General features: G+C 72.0%; 19 protein-coding genes. 13 read left to right on the top strand and 6 right to left on the bottom strand.

All coding sequences use genetic code 11. The features are described 5' to 3' along the window. Positions 1-45 precede the first annotated feature (45 nt). The 3 genes from SSP29_RS55530 (at position 46) to SSP29_RS13200 (ending at position 3,172) form a co-directional block, all read left to right on the top strand. Positions 46-1,644: an ABC-F family ATP-binding cassette domain-containing protein gene (locus tag SSP29_RS55530; RefSeq protein WP_089100810.1), complete on the top strand. Its 1,599-nt coding sequence runs from the start codon at positions 46-48 to the stop codon at positions 1,642-1,644. A 377-nt stretch (positions 1,645-2,021) separates the two neighbouring features. Continuing rightward, entirely contained in the window at positions 2,022-2,240 is a 219-nt protein-coding gene (locus SSP29_RS13205; RefSeq protein WP_046727957.1) for a helix-turn-helix domain-containing protein, read from the top strand. A gap of 128 nt (positions 2,241-2,368) precedes the next feature. Next, on the top strand, positions 2,369-3,172 hold the full coding sequence (locus SSP29_RS13200) for an enoyl-CoA hydratase/isomerase family protein (protein WP_089100809.1): 804 nt from the start codon (positions 2,369-2,371) through the stop codon (positions 3,170-3,172). An 84-nt stretch (positions 3,173-3,256) separates the two neighbouring features. Here the strand turns inward: SSP29_RS13200 and SSP29_RS13195 are convergent, their stop codons facing one another. Beyond that, positions 3,257-3,952 carry a nucleopolyhedrovirus P10 family protein gene (locus SSP29_RS13195; RefSeq protein WP_089100808.1) on the bottom strand — a complete coding sequence of 232 codons (696 nt, stop codon included), beginning with the start codon at positions 3,950-3,952 and terminating at the stop codon, positions 3,257-3,259. Positions 3,953-4,039: 87 nt separating this feature from the next. Between SSP29_RS13195 and SSP29_RS13190 the strand changes: the two genes are divergently transcribed. The 5 genes from SSP29_RS13190 to amaP are packed head-to-tail and all read left to right on the top strand — an operon-like array spanning position 4,040 to position 6,265. Continuing rightward, positions 4,040-4,504: an Asp23/Gls24 family envelope stress response protein gene (locus tag SSP29_RS13190; protein WP_089101589.1), complete on the top strand. Its 465-nt coding sequence runs from the start codon at positions 4,040-4,042 to the stop codon at positions 4,502-4,504. Positions 4,505-4,523: 19 nt separating this feature from the next. Next, positions 4,524-4,718, top strand: coding sequence for a hypothetical protein (locus SSP29_RS13185; protein WP_089100807.1), 195 nt, complete (start codon positions 4,524-4,526; stop codon positions 4,716-4,718). Continuing rightward, positions 4,715-5,074 (top strand): Asp23/Gls24 family envelope stress response protein, encoded by a 360-nt coding sequence (locus SSP29_RS13180; protein WP_089100806.1) that lies wholly within the window; start codon positions 4,715-4,717, stop codon positions 5,072-5,074. The genes SSP29_RS13185 and SSP29_RS13180 overlap by 4 nt, the downstream gene beginning before the upstream one ends. Beyond that, on the top strand, positions 5,074-5,682 hold the full coding sequence (locus tag SSP29_RS13175) for a DUF6286 domain-containing protein (RefSeq protein WP_089100805.1): 609 nt from the start codon (positions 5,074-5,076) through the stop codon (positions 5,680-5,682). The genes SSP29_RS13180 and SSP29_RS13175 overlap by 1 nt, the downstream gene beginning before the upstream one ends. Positions 5,683-5,686: 4 nt before the next feature. Next, positions 5,687-6,265 (top strand): alkaline shock response membrane anchor protein AmaP, encoded by a 579-nt coding sequence (gene amaP, locus SSP29_RS13170; RefSeq protein ID WP_089100804.1) that lies wholly within the window; start codon positions 5,687-5,689, stop codon positions 6,263-6,265. Between the two features lie 115 nt (positions 6,266-6,380). Here the strand turns inward: amaP and SSP29_RS13165 are convergent, their stop codons facing one another. The 5 genes from SSP29_RS13165 to SSP29_RS13145 all read right to left on the bottom strand — a co-directional run bounded on the left by SSP29_RS13165 (position 6,381) and on the right by SSP29_RS13145 (position 11,217). Next, a complete protein-coding gene (locus tag SSP29_RS13165) occupies positions 6,381-7,136 on the bottom strand; it encodes an SDR family oxidoreductase (protein ID WP_089100803.1) in 756 nt (251 codons plus the stop codon). 5 nt (positions 7,137-7,141) lie between these two features. Beyond that, positions 7,142-8,926: a glycoside hydrolase family 15 protein gene (locus SSP29_RS13160; RefSeq protein ID WP_089100802.1), complete on the bottom strand. Its 1,785-nt coding sequence runs from the start codon at positions 8,924-8,926 to the stop codon at positions 7,142-7,144. A 70-nt stretch (positions 8,927-8,996) separates the two neighbouring features. Continuing rightward, positions 8,997-9,794, bottom strand: coding sequence for an SURF1 family cytochrome oxidase biogenesis protein (locus SSP29_RS13155; RefSeq protein WP_174855968.1), 798 nt, complete (start codon positions 9,792-9,794; stop codon positions 8,997-8,999). Between the two features lie 86 nt (positions 9,795-9,880). Beyond that, on the bottom strand, positions 9,881-10,114 hold the full coding sequence (locus SSP29_RS13150; protein WP_089101588.1) for a metallothionein: 234 nt from the start codon (positions 10,112-10,114) through the stop codon (positions 9,881-9,883). A gap of 113 nt (positions 10,115-10,227) precedes the next feature. After that, a complete protein-coding gene (locus SSP29_RS13145; RefSeq protein ID WP_089101587.1) occupies positions 10,228-11,217 on the bottom strand; it encodes a DEDDh family exonuclease in 990 nt (329 codons plus the stop codon). A gap of 207 nt (positions 11,218-11,424) precedes the next feature. Here SSP29_RS13145 and SSP29_RS13140 point away from each other — a divergent pair, with 207 nt between their 5' ends. The 5 genes from SSP29_RS13140 (at position 11,425) to SSP29_RS13120 (ending at position 16,414) form a co-directional block, all read left to right on the top strand. Next, positions 11,425-12,228 carry an acetoacetate decarboxylase family protein gene (locus SSP29_RS13140; protein WP_089100800.1) on the top strand — a complete coding sequence of 268 codons (804 nt, stop codon included), beginning with the start codon at positions 11,425-11,427 and terminating at the stop codon, positions 12,226-12,228. Then, entirely contained in the window at positions 12,228-13,112 is an 885-nt protein-coding gene (locus SSP29_RS13135) for an SDR family NAD(P)-dependent oxidoreductase (protein WP_089100799.1), read from the top strand. Before SSP29_RS13140 ends, SSP29_RS13135 begins: the two co-directional genes overlap by 1 nt. Positions 13,113-13,125: 13 nt before the next feature. Beyond that, positions 13,126-14,412: an amidohydrolase family protein gene (locus tag SSP29_RS13130; RefSeq protein WP_089101586.1), complete on the top strand. Its 1,287-nt coding sequence runs from the start codon at positions 13,126-13,128 to the stop codon at positions 14,410-14,412. After that, entirely contained in the window at positions 14,409-15,635 is a 1,227-nt protein-coding gene (locus tag SSP29_RS13125; RefSeq protein ID WP_089100798.1) for an amidohydrolase family protein, read from the top strand. Before SSP29_RS13130 ends, SSP29_RS13125 begins: the two co-directional genes overlap by 4 nt. A 65-nt stretch (positions 15,636-15,700) precedes the next feature. Further along, positions 15,701-16,414: a VIT1/CCC1 transporter family protein gene (locus tag SSP29_RS13120; protein ID WP_089100797.1), complete on the top strand. Its 714-nt coding sequence runs from the start codon at positions 15,701-15,703 to the stop codon at positions 16,412-16,414. The last annotated feature ends 5 nt before the right edge of the window (positions 16,415-16,419 follow it).

The raw sequence follows: 16,419 nt of genomic DNA, 5'->3' as shown, positions 1-16,419 counted from the left end.
CTCAGCCGCCCACCCGTCACTATCCGTACGCTCTGGAGTCTGTCCGTGATCTCCGCCTCCGGTATCGAGCTGCGCGCCGGTGCGCGCATCCTCATCGAGAACGCCACGTTCCGTGTCGCCAAGGGTGACCGCATCGGTCTGGTCGGCCGCAACGGCGCCGGCAAGACCACCCTCACCAAGGTCCTGGCCGGTGACGGCATCCCCGCCGCGGGCACCGTCACCCGCTCCGGCGAGGTCGGCTACCTCCCGCAGGACCCCCGCACCGGCGACCTCGACGTGCTCGCCCGCGACCGCGTCCTCTCCGCGCGCGGCCTGGACGTACTGATCCGCAAGATGCGCGAGAACGAACAGCGCATCGCCAACGGCCAGGGCGCCACCCGCGAGAAGGCGCTCAGGCAGTACGAGCGCCAGGAGACCGAGTTCCTCACCAAGGGCGGTTACGCCGCCGAGGCCGAGGCCGCCACCATCGCCGCCGCGCTCAACCTGCCCGACCGGGTGCTCGGCCAGCCCCTGCACACGCTCTCCGGCGGTCAGCGCCGCCGTATCGAGCTGGCCCGCATCCTGTTCTCGGACGCCGACACCCTGCTGCTCGACGAGCCGACCAACCACCTCGACGCCGACTCGATCGTCTGGCTGCGCGACTACCTGAAGACCTACCGCGGCGGCTTCATCGTGATCTCCCACGACGTCGACCTGGTCGAGACGGTCGTCAACAAGGTCTTCTACCTGGACGCCAACCGTTCCCAGATCGACGTCTACAACATGGGCTGGAAGCTCTACCAGCAGCAGCGCGAGGCCGACGAGAAGCGCCGCAAGCGCGAGCGTGCCAACGCCGAGAAGAAGGCCGCCGCACTGCACTCGCAGGCCGACAAGATGCGCGCCAAGGCCACCAAGACGGTCGCCGCGCAGAACATGGCCCGCCGCGCCGACAAGCTGCTGTCCGGCCTGGACGCCGTCCGCGTCTCCGACAAGGTCGCCAAGCTGCGCTTCCCGGAACCCTCGCCCTGCGGCAAGACCCCGCTGACCGCCGAGGGCCTGTCGAAGTCGTACGGCTCGCTGGAGATCTTCACCGACGTCGACCTGGCCATCGACAAGGGGTCGAGGGTCGTCATCCTCGGGCTCAACGGCGCCGGCAAGACCACCCTGCTGCGGCTGCTCGGCGGCGTCGAGCAGCCCGACACCGGCGAGGTCATCGAGGGGCACGGCCTCAAGCTCGGCTACTACGCCCAGGAGCACGAGACCCTGGACCCGGAGCGCACGGTCCTGGAGAACATGCGCTCGGCGGCCCCCGACCTGGACCTCGTCGAGGTCCGCAAGACGCTCGGCTCGTTCCTGTTCTCCGGTGACGACGTCGACAAGCCGGCCGGTGTCCTCTCCGGCGGCGAGAAGACCCGTCTCGCCCTCGCCACCCTGGTCGTCTCCTCCGCGAACGTCCTGCTCCTGGACGAGCCGACCAACAACCTCGACCCCGCCAGCCGCGAGGAGATCCTCGGCGCCCTGCGCACCTACAAGGGCGCGGTCGTCCTCGTCACCCACGACGAGGGTGCCGTGGAGGCGCTCCAGCCCGAGCGGATCATCCTGCTGCCCGACGGCGTCGAGGACCTGTGGGGCGCCGACTACGCGGACCTGGTCGCCCTCGCCTGAGATCCGAGGATCCGAAGATCCGATCGCGTCGACCTCGTTTGATCGAATGCCTGATCCACTGGCTATGGATCATTCGGCCTATCGGTGATCCATCATCTGTGTGAGATCTCCTCGTATCGAGGTGTGTCCTACATCGATTTTGCGGCCGATCCCTTTGTCGACAAGGGATCGGCCGCTTTCTGCTTCTGACCTGGCACTTCGCGGATGAACCCGTTCGGCTCCGTGGACGGCCCTCGGCGGAATCACAGATTCCGCATGTGGGGATGCGCTCCTGTCGTCACAACGATGTCTCACGGACCTTGCCGAATGGGTGGCCATCGCGCCCCGGAGGGGTGATCATGAGGGGACCAGAGCGCACTTCCCATGAGGAGGCACGGGTGGCCGAGACTCTGAAGAAGGGCAGCCGGGTGACCGGCGCCGCGCGCGACAAGCTCGCGGCAGACCTGAAGAAGAAGTACGACTCCGGTGCGAGCATTCGGGCACTGGCCGAGGAAACCGGCCGCTCGTATGGCTTCGTCCACCGGATGCTCAGTGAGTCGGGTGTCACGCTGCGTGGGCGTGGCGGGGCGACGCGGGGCAAGAAAGCCGCGTCCTGACCCCGGGCGGCCCATCGGCTTCGATGGTGGCCACCCGGTCGGTCGGGTGATCGACCGGGTGGTTACTGTGCAGTCACTTAGCATGCCGTAAGGCAATGCGTGATGACCGCACACATCGGAGGCGCCCCATGGCTTCGCCCGACCAGGACCTCACTCCTGTTCTCGACAAGGACGGCGTACGGCTCACCGTCGACGACGCGCTCGCCACGGTGACGCTGACCAACCCGGCCAAGCGCAACGCCCAGAGTCCCGCACTCTGGCGGGCGTTGGCCGATGCCGGGCGGTCGCTGCCCGGGTCGGTCCGGGTCGTCGTGCTGCGCGGTGAGGGCCAGTCCTTCTCCGCGGGCCTCGACCGGCAGATGTTCACGCCGGAGGGGATCCCGGGCGAGCCGACCTTCGTCGAGCTCGCGCGCCGTGACGACGCCGGACTCGACGCGGCCATCGCCGAATTCCAGGAGGCGTTCACCTGGTGGCGGCAGAGCGACATCGTGTCGATCGCCGCCGTGCAGGGACACGCCATCGGGGCCGGCTTCCAGCTGGCTCTTGCGTGTGACCTGCGCGTCGTCGCGGACGACGTGCAGTTCGCCATGCGCGAGACCAGCCTCGGACTGGTGCCGGACCTGACCGGTACGCATCCGCTGGTCTCCCTCGTCGGCTACGCCCGCGCGCTGGAGATCTGCGCGACCGGACGATACGTCCAGGCCGAGGAGGCGGTGGCCTCCGGGCTGGCGAGCGTTGCCGTGCCGGTGGGCGAACTCGACGCGGCGGTACGGGACCTGGCCGGTGCGCTGTTGGCTGCGCCGCGGGATGCGGTGGTGGAGACCAAGGCGTTGCTGCAGGGTGCCGCCGGCCGCACCTACGACGAGCAGCGGGCTGCCGAGCGGCAGGCGCAGGCTCGGCGGCTGCGGGACCTTGCAGGGGTGGGCGAGTAGTTCACCGCGGGCCGGTGGGGGCTGGTCGCGCCCACGCGGCGGTAGCCGCATATCGATACAGTCCCGCGCCCCTGACGGGGCGCTTCAATCGACGCTCGTTACAAGCACAGCCACCGTCGGCTGGTCGTCCAACGCCTCGCCGACCGCCGTACGGACCCGTCGGGCCACCTCCACGGCCCGCGGGCCGTCGGTCAGCGCCACCTCCACCCGCACATGCCGGCGTGGCAGCGCAGCGTCGAAGTGGACCTCCCGGCTCAGCGCCCCCGTCACCCGTGCCACCCCCGGCACCGCCAGCGCCGCCGTCGTCACCCGGGCGCCCTCGGGATCCGTCCCCTCCCGGACCGACGGTGGCCGGGGCACCCGTACCGCCTCCGGCGCCGCCGGTTCCTCCTCCAGCAGGTCGGTCACCCGCAGGTCCACCTCGGTCACCGCAAGCCCGAGCCGTACCGTGGCCGCGGCCAGCGCCCGCCGCAGCCGGGACGCCGTCGACGGCAGGGGCTCGGCGGCCGTCGCCGCGAAGTCCGCCGAAAGCCGCAGCACCCCCGGCGGTACCGCACCGGGCGGTGACGGAACGACGGCCTCCGCCACGTCCGCCGGATCCGCCAGGGCGATCCGCACCGCACCCAGCCGCACCCCCGCCACCTCGGCCGCCGCCCGCCGCAGCACCGCGTCCGCCGCCGCCTCCGCGAGCCACGCCCCGTCCCGCGGCCCGCCCAGCGGAAGCAGCCTGCCGAAGCCCAGGGGGTGCCGTACCGTGTCTGTCCGTCGGTCCGCCGTCATTGCTCCAGCCTGCCGCATCTCCGGGGCACGACAGGACATCCGCACGTACCGTGGTTGCAGGACGACGACGGGAAGGGACGCACGGCGATGACCGAGATGGCGGCGGAGCCCGAGAAGGACCCGACGGTACAGACCCGGAAGACCGTCAGGCGCGGCGGCGGCGACCCGGCGACCCGGGGGCGGACGACGATCGCCGACGGAGTCGTGGAGAAGATCGCCGGACTGGCGGCCCGCGACGTGGTCGGCGTGCACGCGATGGGCAGCGGCCTCGCCCGCACCTTCGGCGTCGTGCGCGACCGGGTGCCGGGCGGCTCCAAGTCCGTGAGCCGGGGCGTGAAGGCCGAGGTCGGCGAGGTGCAGACCGCGCTCGACCTGGAGATCGTCGTGGACTACGGCGTGTCGATCGCGGATGTGGCCCGCGCGGTCCGGGAGAACGTGATCGCGGCCGTGGAGCGCATGACCGGGCTCGAAGTGGTCGAGGTCAACATCGCGGTGAGTGATGTGAAGCTTCCGGAGGAAGAGGAAGAGGAGCCGGAGTCCCGGCTCCAGTGACCGCTGAGGGGAGCGCACCATGAGCATGGCCGTTGTCGGCATGATCGCCGGCATGGCGCTGGGCTTCGCCGGGTACTTCGGCGGGTTCGGCGCCTTTCTGCTGGTGGCGGCGCTCGGAGCCATCGGGTTCGTCGTCGGCCGGTTCGCGGAGGGGGACATCGAACTCGGCGACTTCTTCCGCAGCCGCGACGACCGGCGTGACCGCCGGCGATGAGCTCCGCGAGCGGTGAGACGCACGGCGCCCCGACGGTCGTGGCGCCCGGCGAGCGCGGCGCCATCCGGATCGCCGACCGGGTCGTGGCGAAGATCGCCGCACAGGCGGCCCGCGAGGCGCTCGGCCCCCTCCCGAAGGACGCCGTACCCCCGCACGCCACCGTGGTCACCCACCATGACACGGCGCGCGTCCGGGTCCACCTGGAACTGGACTACCCGTCCGACATCGGCGCCCGGTGCGCGGCCGTGCGTCGGCATGTGGTCGAGCGGGTAGGCGCGTTGGTGGACATGGAGGTACCGGAGGTCGCCGTCCACGTGGAACGGCTGCACCCGGTCCAGACCCAGGGGAGGGCGTGATGAGCACCGAGCAGGCACCGGTCGTCGAGAAGCCGCCGCCACCACCGGCCGCACCCCCGGCCGGCCACGAGCCCCGCTTCTGGTCCCCGCGCCGGGCCCCCGCGGCCCTGGTCGCGGTGCTCGTCCTGGTGACCGCGGGCGCCTTCCTGTACGACATCGCGGCTGTACGGGCCCACCACCCTGCCATGCACTGGCGCCGCGCACTGGCCCACCGTCTCGCGGAGCAGCCCCTCGACGACACCTGGGTCCTGGCGGGCGCGGGCATCGCCGCCGCCCTCGGCCTGTGGCTGCTGATCCTGGCCGTCACGCCCGGCCTGCGGGACCTCCTGCCCATGCGCCGCATCCACCCCGACGTCCGCGCCGGGCTGCGCCGTGACGCGGCCGCCCTGCTGCTGCGCGACAGGGCCATGGAGATCTCGGGCGTGCGCCGGGTACGGGTACGGCTGCGCCGCTCCCGCGCCCACGTCCTCGCCGTGTCCCACTTCCGCGAACTCGACGAGGTGCGGGGCGACCTGGAGGCGGCCCTGACCGACGCGATCCGCGCGATGGGGCTGGCCCGTCCACCCGCCCTGACCCTCCACGTGATCCGCCCCGGCCGGAAGGGGTGACGCCGTGCTCGGCACCGTCAACCGCGTACTGATCGCCCTCGCGGGCCTCCTGCTCCTGGCCCTCGGCGGCTCGGTCCTGGCCGTCGGCCTCGGCGCGCCGTCCCCGTCCTGGTGGATCCACCAGGGCCGCCACGACGTCCTGCTCAGCACGGCCGAGCGCACCCACTGGCGTGACGCGGGCTGGTGGTGGCCGACGGTCCTGGCCGCACTGGCCGTCCTGGTCCTGCTCGCCCTGTGGTGGCTCACCGCGCAACTGCGCCGACGCCGCCTGACCGAGGTCCGGGTGGACACGGGAGACGGCGAGAGCGCGTTGCTGCGCGGCAGGGCCCTGGAGACGGTCCTGGCCACGGACGCGGCCCACCAGCAGGGCGTCTCCCACGCCCAGGCGGTCCTACGGGGCACCCGCACGGCACCGCAGGTACGGGTATGGCTCCAACTGGAGCCGGACGTGGCCCCGGGCGAGGCTCTGGACGACCTGACGGCCCAGGCCCTGACACATGCCAGAGACTCGGCGGCGCTGGAAAAGCTCCCCGCGGAGGTCCGACTGACGTCGGTGAAACATCGTGCGGAAAGGGTGACTTGACAGCGCCGTCCGGCGACGCGCCCCTTCTTTTAGGGGCGCGGGGCTGTGTCGATTTGCGGCTGCCGCCGCGTGGGCGCGACAAGCCCCCACCCACCCGCACCCGTAAAACCGACCGTCAGAACCCGTGCCTCATCCCCCCGTCCACAGGCACCATGACGCCCGTCAGATAGGACGCGGCCGGAGACATCAAGAACGCCGCCACCCGCCCGAACTCCTCCGGCGCCCCGTACCGCCGCAACGGAATCCGCGACTCGTGCTCGGCCCGCGTCGCCTCCGGGTCCGCGGACATGGTGTCCAACTCCCGCACCCGGTCCGTGTCGATCCGGGACGGCAGCAACCCCACCACCCGGATCCCGCGCGGCCCCAGCTCGTCCGCCAGCGACTTGGCGAACCCGGCCAGCCCCGGCCGCAGCCCGTTGGAGATCGTCAGCCCCGGAATCGGCTCGTACACCGACGCGGACAGCACGAACCCGATGACCCCGCCGTCCTCCAGCTCGGCCGCGGCCGTGCGGGCGAGCCGTACGGCCCCCAGGAACACCGACTCGAACGCGCTCTGCCACTGCTCGTCCGTGTTGTCCGCGACGAACCCGGCCGCGGGCCCGCCCACGCTCACGAGGATGCCGTCGAACCCTCCGAAACGCTCGCGCGCGACCGCGATCAGCCGCTCCGGCGCCGACGGATCCGCGTTGTCGACGGCGGCGCCCACGGCGTTCGGCCCCAGCCCGGCCGCCACGTCGGCGGCCCGCTTCTCGTCCCGGCCGGTCACCACGACCTTCGCCCCGTCCGCGACCAGCTCGCGCGCGGCCGCGTGGCCCAGCCCGCGGGTGGCTCCGGTGACGACGTACACCCGGTCCTTCAGTCCAAGATCCATGGCCCCTATCCTGCATGCTCGCCGTCGAAGAGCGTGAGGGCGGTGTTCACCAGCCCGATGTGACTGAACGCCTGCGGGAAGTTGCCCAGCTGGCGCCCGGTCTCCGGGTCGTACTCCTCGGACAGCAGCCCCACGTCGTTGACGAGGCCCACCAGCCGTTCGAACAGTTCCTTCGCCTCGTCGGTGCGGCCCGTCATGTGCAGGGCGTCGGCGAGCCAGAACGAGCAGGCCAGGAAGGCGCCCTCGCCGCCCGGCATCCCGTCGACGCCGATCGCGTCCGTGTCGTAACGGCGCAGGAACCCGCTCTGGCCCAGGTCGTCGCGGATCGCGTCCACCGTGCCGACCACCCGGGGGTCGTCCGGCGGCAGGAAGCCGACGCGCGGGATCAGCAGCAGCGAGGCGTCGAGTTCGCGGGAACCGTAGTACTGGGTGAAGGTGTTGCGCTTCGGGTCGAACCCCTTCTCGCACACCTCCCGGTGCACCTCGTCGCGCAGCGCGCGCCAGCCCTGCAGATCGCCCTTGAGCTCCGCGTAGTCCTCCATGGTCCGTACCGCGCGGTCCGCGGCCACCCACACCAGCACCTTGGAGTGCACGAAGTGCCGGCGGCCTCCGCGCACCTCCCACAGGCCCTCGTCCGGCTGCCGCCAGACCTTCTGCAGGAACTTCATCAGCGCGCACTGGATGGCCCACATGTGCGGCTTGGTGGGCAGTCCGGCGGTGCGGGCCAGCGACAGCGAGTCCATGACCTCGCCGTACACGTCCAGCTGGAGCTGGTCGACGGCGCTGTTGCCGACGCGTACCGGCCTGGAGTCGGCGAAGCCGGGCAGCCAGGACAGTTCGAACTCGGGCAGCCGGCGCTCGCCCGCGAGGCCGTACATGATCTGCAGGTCCGCCGGGTCGCCGGCGACCGCGCGGACCAGCCAGTCGCGCCAGCGCTCGGCCTCCTTGTGGTAGCCGGCGGCGAGCAGGGCGCCGAGGGTGAGGGTGGAGTCGCGCAGCCAGCAGAACCGGTAGTCCCAGTTGCGCACCCCGCCCATCTCCTCGGGCAGCGAGCTGGTGGCCGCGGCGACGATGCCGCCGGTGGGCGCGTAGCTGAGCGCCTTGAGGGTGATCAGGGAGCGCACGACCGTGTCCCGGTGCGGGCCGTGGTAGCTGCAGCGGGCGGTCCAGCGCCGCCAGTCGGTGACGCTGGTGCGCAGCGCCTCGTACGGGTCCACGAGCGGCGGGCGCGGCTCGTGCGAGGGGTGCCAGGTGAGCACGAAAGCGACCCGCTCGCCCTCGGCGACGGTGAACTCCGAGTGCGTGCCGAAGTCCTCGCCCCAGGTGCGCACGGACGGATCGCTGCGCAGCCACACCGAATCCGGCCCGGCGACGGCGACCCGGTGCCCGCCTGAGCGGCGCATCCACGGGATGACCGAGCCGTAGTCGAAACGCAGGCGGAGCGTGCTGTGCACGGTGACGCGGCCGCTGACGCCCTCGACGATGCGTACGACGTCGGGTGCGCGGTCGCGCTGGGGCATCAGGTCGGTGACGCGGACCGTGCCCTCGGCGCTCTCCCACTCGGTGTCCAGGACCAGGGTGTCGGGCCGGTAGCCGCGCCGGGTGCAGGTGGTGGCGCCTTGCGGGGCGATCCGCCAGTGGCCGTGGTCCTCGTCGCCCAGGAGCCTGGCGAAACAGGCCGCCGAGTCGAAGCGGGGCAGGCACAGCCAGTCGATGGAGCCGTCCCGGCCGACCAGGGCCGCGGTCTGCTCGTCGCCGATGAGCGCGTAGTCCTCGATGCGTCGGTCCACGGGACCCGGTTTCCCGTCCGGTCGGGGCGCGAACCAGGGGGTGGGCCGGGGGAGTGACGCGGCACGGCGCTCAGACGGCGGCCGGTTCCGCTTCCTCGGCCGTCTCCTGCTCCGCCGCCGCCTCCGCACGCGTGCGTGCCTCACGGCGGACCAGCACGAAGAAGCCGTAGGGGACACCCGCGGCGAACAGCCACCACTGGATCATGTACGCGTAGTTCAGCGGGGCGTCTTCCTTGCCCGGGTCGGAGATCTGTTCCGGGGTGTCGCCCTTGGGCTGGGGCGCCGTCTGCTCGATGTAGCCGCCGAGCACCTGCTTGCCGAGCCGGCGCGCCTGCTCCTCGCTGTTGATCAGCATGATCTGCCGGTCGGGCAGGCCCTTGAGGTCCTTGATGCCGCTGGCCGCGGTGGTCTCGTCGGGCATCAGCCGGCCCTGGATGGTGACCGTGCCGGCCGGCGGTGCCGGGATCTTCGGGAAGGCGGTCTGGCTCGGGCCGTCCGACGGGATCCAGCCCCGGTTGACCAGCAGCACCTTGCCGTCGGTCAGGACGAGGGGGGTGAGGACGTGGTAGCCGACCTCGTCGTCGGAGTTGGTACGGCGGCGGACGACGACCTCGTCGGCGGTGTCGAAGGTGCCGGTCGCGGTGACGGTGTGGTACCGCTCCTTGCGGGTCACGGCGTGACCCGGTTCGGTCACCTGCTCGACCGGCACCGGCTTGGCGCCGAGCGCCTCGGCGGCCAGCTGGTTGCGGGCGCTGCGCTCCTCGTACCGGTGCTTCTGCCAGAACCCCAGGCGGATCATCGTGGGGATGAGAAGCAGCGAGATGAGGGTGAGGATCACCCACTGCCGGGTCAACAGGAAGCGGTACACGAACAAAGACCGTACTCCTCGCGTTTCGGCCCCCTGAGGGAGGGTCCCCCCAGAGGGCCGGCTCGGCGGTCACACGGAGCGGGCGGTCACACGCGGTCGACGATGCCCGCCTTCCCGGCCTCGCGGGCGCAGTGGGCGCCGCAGAACCACTGGTTGTCGGCCTCGACGCCCTGCCCGATGATCGAGACCTTGCAGTGCTCGCAGAGCGGGGCCATGCGGTGGATCGCACAGGAGAAGCAGTCGAAGACATGGACCGCGCCCTGCGCGTGCACCTCGAAGGTCATTCCGTAGTCATTGCCGCAGACTTCACATTTCGCCATGCGCCACAGGGTGGGCGGTCGGCCGCGCGGGGGCGAGCGGGCGCCGGGCGAGTCGTACGGCAATCACCCGTCCGTACGGCCTGTGCGGACGGGTGTACGGCCCGCCGGCGCGGTCATGTCCCGGTGGCCGGCGCCACGTCCCGCAGCAGCTGTCCGAAGGCCGCCTCGTCGACGACCGGCGTCCCGAACTGACGGGCCTTGAGGACCTTCGACGTGCCCGAGTCGGGGTCGTTGGTGACGAGCAGGCTCGTGAGCCGCGAGATGCTCGTGGAGACGTGCAGACCGGCCTCGGCCGCCCGGTCCTCCAGCAGCTCCCGGTCGATCGAGGTGTCCCCGGAGAACGCCACCCGCATGCCCTGCCGCAGCGGTTTGCCGTCCTCGTACTGTCCCGGGTTCGGGTAGGGGCACGCCGGCCGCTTGCGGGACGGCCGCCAGCTGCTCGGCCGGTAGCCGCCGTGGCCCCCGCCCGCCTGCTGCCCGATGCGGGGCGTGTCCGACCACTCCGTGAGCGGCCGGCACTCAAGGAGCGGCAGCCTTACGTTGCCCGCCGCCGCGGCCCGCAGACTGGGCCGGAACGCCTCCGCGAGCACCCGCGCGTCGTCCAGTGCGTGGTGCGCCCGCCGCTGTACGACACCGAAGTGTGCGGCCAGGGTCTCCAGTTTGTGGTTGGGCAGCGGCAGGCCCAGCTCCTTGGAGAGCGCGATCGTGCACAGCCGCTGCCGCACCGGGGCCTCGGCCTTCGCCCGGGCGTACTCCCGTGCGATCATCTGCCAGTCGAAGACCGCGTTGTGCGCGACCAGCACCCGGCCGTCCAGCCGGGCCGAGAACTCCTCGGCGACGTCGGTGAAGAGCGGCGCGCCTTCGAGTACCTCGCTCGTCAGGCCGTGGATCCACACGGGGCCCGGATCGCGCTCGGGGTTGACCAGCGTGTACCAGTGGTCCTCGACCTCGCCGCGCTCGTCCAGCCGGTAGACGGCCGCGCTGATTATCCGGTCGTCCCGGGCCAGTCCGGTGGTCTCCACATCGACGACGGCGTACCCCTTGGGATACGCGGCGGGCCACGGGGTGCCGGGGGACACTGTGGTCGTACGGTCTTCGAGCATGGTCATTGAGGATACGGGCCCGGACCGACAGCCCTGTCCGTCAGGTCGCCTGCCGCAGCCGCCCGTTCGAATGTCCTGATTCCCCGTCCGCCCCGGTCGCCCGGCTGTCCTGATTGCCCTTCGCGTGGCTATGGACCTTTTCGCCGCCCGGTGCAAGCGTGCACCCCGCCCGGCGCGCAGACGGCCGACGGAAGGGCGGTACGGCGGATGGTACGCGTACGGTACGGCGCTCGGACCGGGGCGGAGATCGCGGCCGCGCGCACCACGAAGCTTCCCGACGTCTGGTCCACCGGGGTGGTGGCCGTCTGGGAGACCGACCCGGACGCGGTCGCGGCCGTCCTGCCGCCGCCGCTCAAGCCGGCCGGCCGGCCCCTGGCCCGCGTCAACATCAGCAAGGTCGAACTGCCCGGATACCCGCTCGGTGCGGGCTCGTTCGCGGTCGCCGCCGCGCACGGCGCGGTCGAGGGGTGGTACCCGCTGGTCATGCCGATGACCCACGAGCGTGCCCTCACCGGCGGCCGCGAGGTCTTCGGCGAGCCCAAGAAACTCGGCGAGGTGACCGTCGAACGCGACGGCGACCGCGTCCGCGCGGCCCTCGCCCGGCACGGCGTCGCCTTCGTCGAGGTGCGCGGCACGGTCGACGGCCCGCTGCCGCTGCCCGCGCCCGCCCCGAAGACGGACTTCTACTTCAAGTTCCTCCCGGCGGTGGACGGTTCGGGCTTCGACGGCGAACCGCTGCTGGTGCACTGCGTACGCGAGGAGAAGGTCCGCCGGCTGGAGCGCGTCACCGGGGAGGTGATCCTCCGCGAGTCGGCGTACGACCCGGTCGCCGATCTGCCGGTACTGCGCCTGCTGGACCTCACCCTCGGCGAGAAGACCAGCGACCAGCGCGGCCGGGTCGCCGAACGGGTCGACGCCCAGGCCCTGTTGCCGTACGTCCACCAGCGCTACGACGACCCGCGCCAGATCCACGACGCGCCCCCGGAGGCCAGCGAAGGGGGCGGAGCCTGATGGAGCTGTGCGAAGGACAGGTCGCCGTCGTCACCGGCGCGGCGAGCGGGATCGGGCTCGCGATGGCCCGGCGGTTCGCCGCCGAGGGCCTGAAGGTGGTCCTCGCCGACGTGGAGCCGGCCGCTCTGGAGAAGGCCGCCGACGGGCTGCGCGCGGAGGGCGCCGACGTGCACGCGCGCGTGGTCGACGTCGGAGTCCGCGAACAGGTCCTGGAGCTGGCCGAGTCGGCCTACGACACCTATGGCGCGGTGCACGTCCTGTGCAACAACGCCGGGGTCGGCTCCGGCGCCGAGGGCCGGATGTGGGAGCACGAACCGAACGACTGGAAGTGGGCGTTCGAGGTCAATGTGTGGGGAGTCTTCCACGGCGTCCAGGCATTCGTGCCGAGGATGATCAAGTCGGGTCAACCCGGTCATGTGGTCAATACATCCTCCGGCGACGGCGGTATCGCACCGCTGCCCACGGCCTCCGTGTACGCGGTCACCAAGGCGGCCGTCGTCACGCTCACCGAGTCCCTGTACGCCCATCTCAGGGCGGAGCACGCGCGCGTGGGCGCCTCCGTGCTCTTCCCGGGGCCGCACATGCTGCGCACGGGCCTGTGGGAGTCACACCGCAACCGCCCCGACCGCTACGCCAAGGAACGGCCGCGCAGGACGCCGTACCGCAGCCTCGGCCAGTGGGAGACGGCGATGCGCGAGGCGGGCAAGGAGGTCGCCTTCACGCCCGTCGAGGAGGTCGCCGAGTTCGTCGTGGCGGGCATCCGCGCGGACCGCTTCTGGCTGCTGCCGGCCGGCGAGCACAGCGACGCCCAGATCCGGGCGCGGGCGCGGTCGATGCTGGACCGGGCGAACCCGTCGTACCTCGAAAGCTTCATCCTGGACTGAACAGGGGGCAGTGGTGACCGCGTACGACGACCCATACCTGATCATCTCCTCCGACTGCCACGCCGGGCTGCCCACCGAGGAGTACCGGCCCTATCTGGACGCCCGGTTCCACCGGGACTTCGACGAGTTCCTCGCCGGGCGCGACCGCCGCCGGGAGGAGATGACCCGGCTCGGCATCCGCAACGAGGCGTTCGCGGCCAAGTGGTTCCAGGACAACGAGGAGGGGCTGCGCGGCGGCTGGGACGGCGCGCAGCGCCTGAAGGAGCTGGACGGCGACGGGGTGGCCGCGGAGGTGGTCTTCCCGGACGCCGACGCGGTCGACAGCCGGACCGCGGCACCGTTCGGGGTCGGCCTCGGCCTGTCCGGGGACCAGGACCCGGAGCTGGGCATGGCGGGCGCGCAGGCCCACAACCGCTGGCTGGCCGACTTCGTGTCCGAGCACCCCGAACGGCACTGCGGGGTGGCCCTGTTGCCGGTCACGGCCCCGACGGACCGCGTCGTCGCCGAGGTGCACCGCGCGAAGGAGTCCGGCCTCGGCGCCCTGATGATCCCCTCCATGTGGGTCGACAAGGAGCCCTACCACGACCGTCGTTACGACCTCGTCTGGGCGGCCGCCGCCGAGTGCGGGATGCCGGTCCTCACCCACTCCGGCGCGGCCCCGCGCCACGAGTACGGCGACCATCTCGGCATCTACGTCAGCGAGGTGACGTGGTGGCCGGCCCGCCCGCTGTGGTTCCTGCTCTGGTCCGGCGTCTTCGAACGCCATCCCGGACTGCGCTTCGGCGTCGCCGAGTCGGGCTGCTGGTGGCTGCCGAACCTGCTGTGGTTCATGGACCGCCTCTACCTCGGCGCGCACGGTGGCAAGAAACTCTCCCCGTTCGAGGAACTGCGGCGCCCGCCGCACGAGTACCTGGACCGCCAGGTGTTCGTCTGCGCCACCAACACCAAGCGCCGGGAACTCGCCCAGCGCTACGAGATCGGCGTCGACAACATCCTCTGGGGCAGCGACTTCCCGCATCCCGAGGGCACCTGGCCGGACACGCGCGCGTGGCTGCGCCGGACCTTCCACGACATCCCGGTGGCCGAGACCCGCCGGATGCTGGGCCTCGCGGCGGCCGAGGTCTTCGGCTTCGACGTGGAGCGCCTGACCCCGCTGGCCCGCCGCATCGGCCCCACCCCGTCCGACCTCGGCCAGCAGGCCGACCAGGCGGCCGTGGAGGCCTCCTGGGCCCGCTCGCGCGAGGTGGGCCGCCACTGGCTGACCGGCAACGACTTCCCGACCCTGGGGGTGACGTCGTGAGCGACGACCGCTACACGGTGATCTCGGCCGACTGCCACGCGGGGGCGGACCTCCTCGACTACCGCCCCTACCTGGAGAAGCGCTACCACGACGACTTCGACATGTGGGCGGCGACGTACGTCAACCCGTACGAGGACCTGCTCGCCGACTCGGCGGACCGGAACTGGAACTCCGCGCGGCGGCTGGCGGAGCTGGAGGAGGACGGGATCGTCGCGGAGGTGATCTTCCCGAACACCATCCCGCCGTTCTTCCCGTCCGGCTCGCTCATGGCCCCCGCGCCGACGGCGGCGGAGTTCGAGCGGCGCTGGGCGGGTCTGCGCGCCCACAACCGCTGGCTGGCCGACTTCTGCGCCGCCGCACCGGGCCGCAGGGCGGGCGTCTTCCAGATCCTCCTCAACGACGTCGAGGAGGCCGTGAAGGAGATCCGCCGGGCGGCCGGGGCAGGCCTGAAAGGCGGCCTGATGCTCCCGGGCACCCCGCCCGGCTCGGGCCTGCCCGAACTGCACGCGCGCGTGTACGACCCGATCTGGGCCGTCTGCGCGGAACTCGGCGTCCCCGTCAACCACCACGCGGGTTCGGCCTCCCCGCCGCTCGGCGACGAACCGGCTGCCCGCGCGGTCTTCATGGTCGAGACGACCTGGTTCTCGCACCGCGCGCTGTGGCACCTGGTCTTCGGCGGCGCCTTCCGCCGCCACCCGGACCTGCGACTGGTCCTGACCGAACAGGGCTCCGGCTGGATCCCCGGGGTCCTGGCCATGCTGGACTACTACCACGGCCGCCTGCTGGCGGCGGCGAAGGCGACGACCGCCGAGGCGAAGTTCGGCGTGGGACTGGCGGAGTCGATGGGCGAGCCCCCGTCGGCGGTCTGGCACGACAACTGCTTCGTCGGCGCCAGCTTCATGCGCCCGCACGAAGTCCCGCTGCGCGACCGCATCGGCGTGGACAAGATCATGTGGGGCAGCGACTACCCGCACGACGAGGGGACCTACCCGTACACCAGGGAGGGCCTGCGCTTCGCCTTCGCCGGCGTCCCGCGCGACGAGCTGGCGGCGATGCTCGGCGGCAACGCGGCCCGCGTGTACGGCTTCGACCTGGACCTCCTGGACCCGATCGCGGCGAAGGTGGGACCGACGGTCGCCGAGATCGCCGAGCCGCTCCCGGAGCCGCCGGCGGACGCGACGAGCCCGGTGTTCGCACGCGGGGCCTCGGTGCGGGTCTGGTGACGTCGGTACGGGTCCGGTGAAGTCAGTACGGCATGTACCGGCCCCGGGGTGCGATCCTCCCTGCTGTGACCGAACCAACGCACGACAACGAGGCCCACGGGGGAGCGCTCGGCTCCCGGCTGAACTGGCTGCGGGCGGCCGTACTGGGCGCGAACGACGGCATCGTGTCGACGGCGGGCATCGTCGTCGGCGTCGCGGGCGCCACCGCCGACCGGGGCGCCCTGCTGACGGCGGGCCTGGCGGGGCTGCTCGCCGGGTCGATGTCGATGGCGGCGGGGGAGTACGTGTCGGTCTCCACCCAGCGCGACTCCGAACTGGCCGCGCTGGCGCAGGAGAAACGGGAGCTGAAGGAGCAGCCCGAGGCCGAGCTGGAGGAGCTGACCGAGCTGCTGGAGCGGCGCGGTCTGTCGCGGGACGTGGCTCGTGAGGCGGCCGTCCAGCTGACGGAACGGGACGCGCTGAAGGCCCACGCGAGCGTCGAGCTGGGCATCGACCCGGACGAGCTCACCAACCCGTGGAACGCGGCGCTCGCCAGCTTCCTGGCGTTCACGGTCGGGGCGCTGCTGCCGCTGCTGGCGATCGTCCTGCCACCGGCGGACTGGCGGCTGCCGGTGACGGTGGGATCGGTCCTCGCGGCCCTGGTCCTGACGGGGTGGAGCAGCGCACGGCTGGGGGCGGCGGCGGTGGGACCGGCGATGCTGCGGAACGTGATCGGCGGGGCGCTGGCCATGGGGGTCACCTACGGGGCGGGGAGTCTGCTGGGGGCGGTGGGGGTCTAGGGCCT

Source organism: Streptomyces hyaluromycini, from assembly GCF_002217755.1.
In the GTDB taxonomy this organism is placed as follows: domain Bacteria; phylum Actinomycetota; class Actinomycetes; order Streptomycetales; family Streptomycetaceae; genus Streptomyces; species Streptomyces hyaluromycini.
This window is presented reverse-complemented; position numbering and strand designations above follow the sequence as displayed.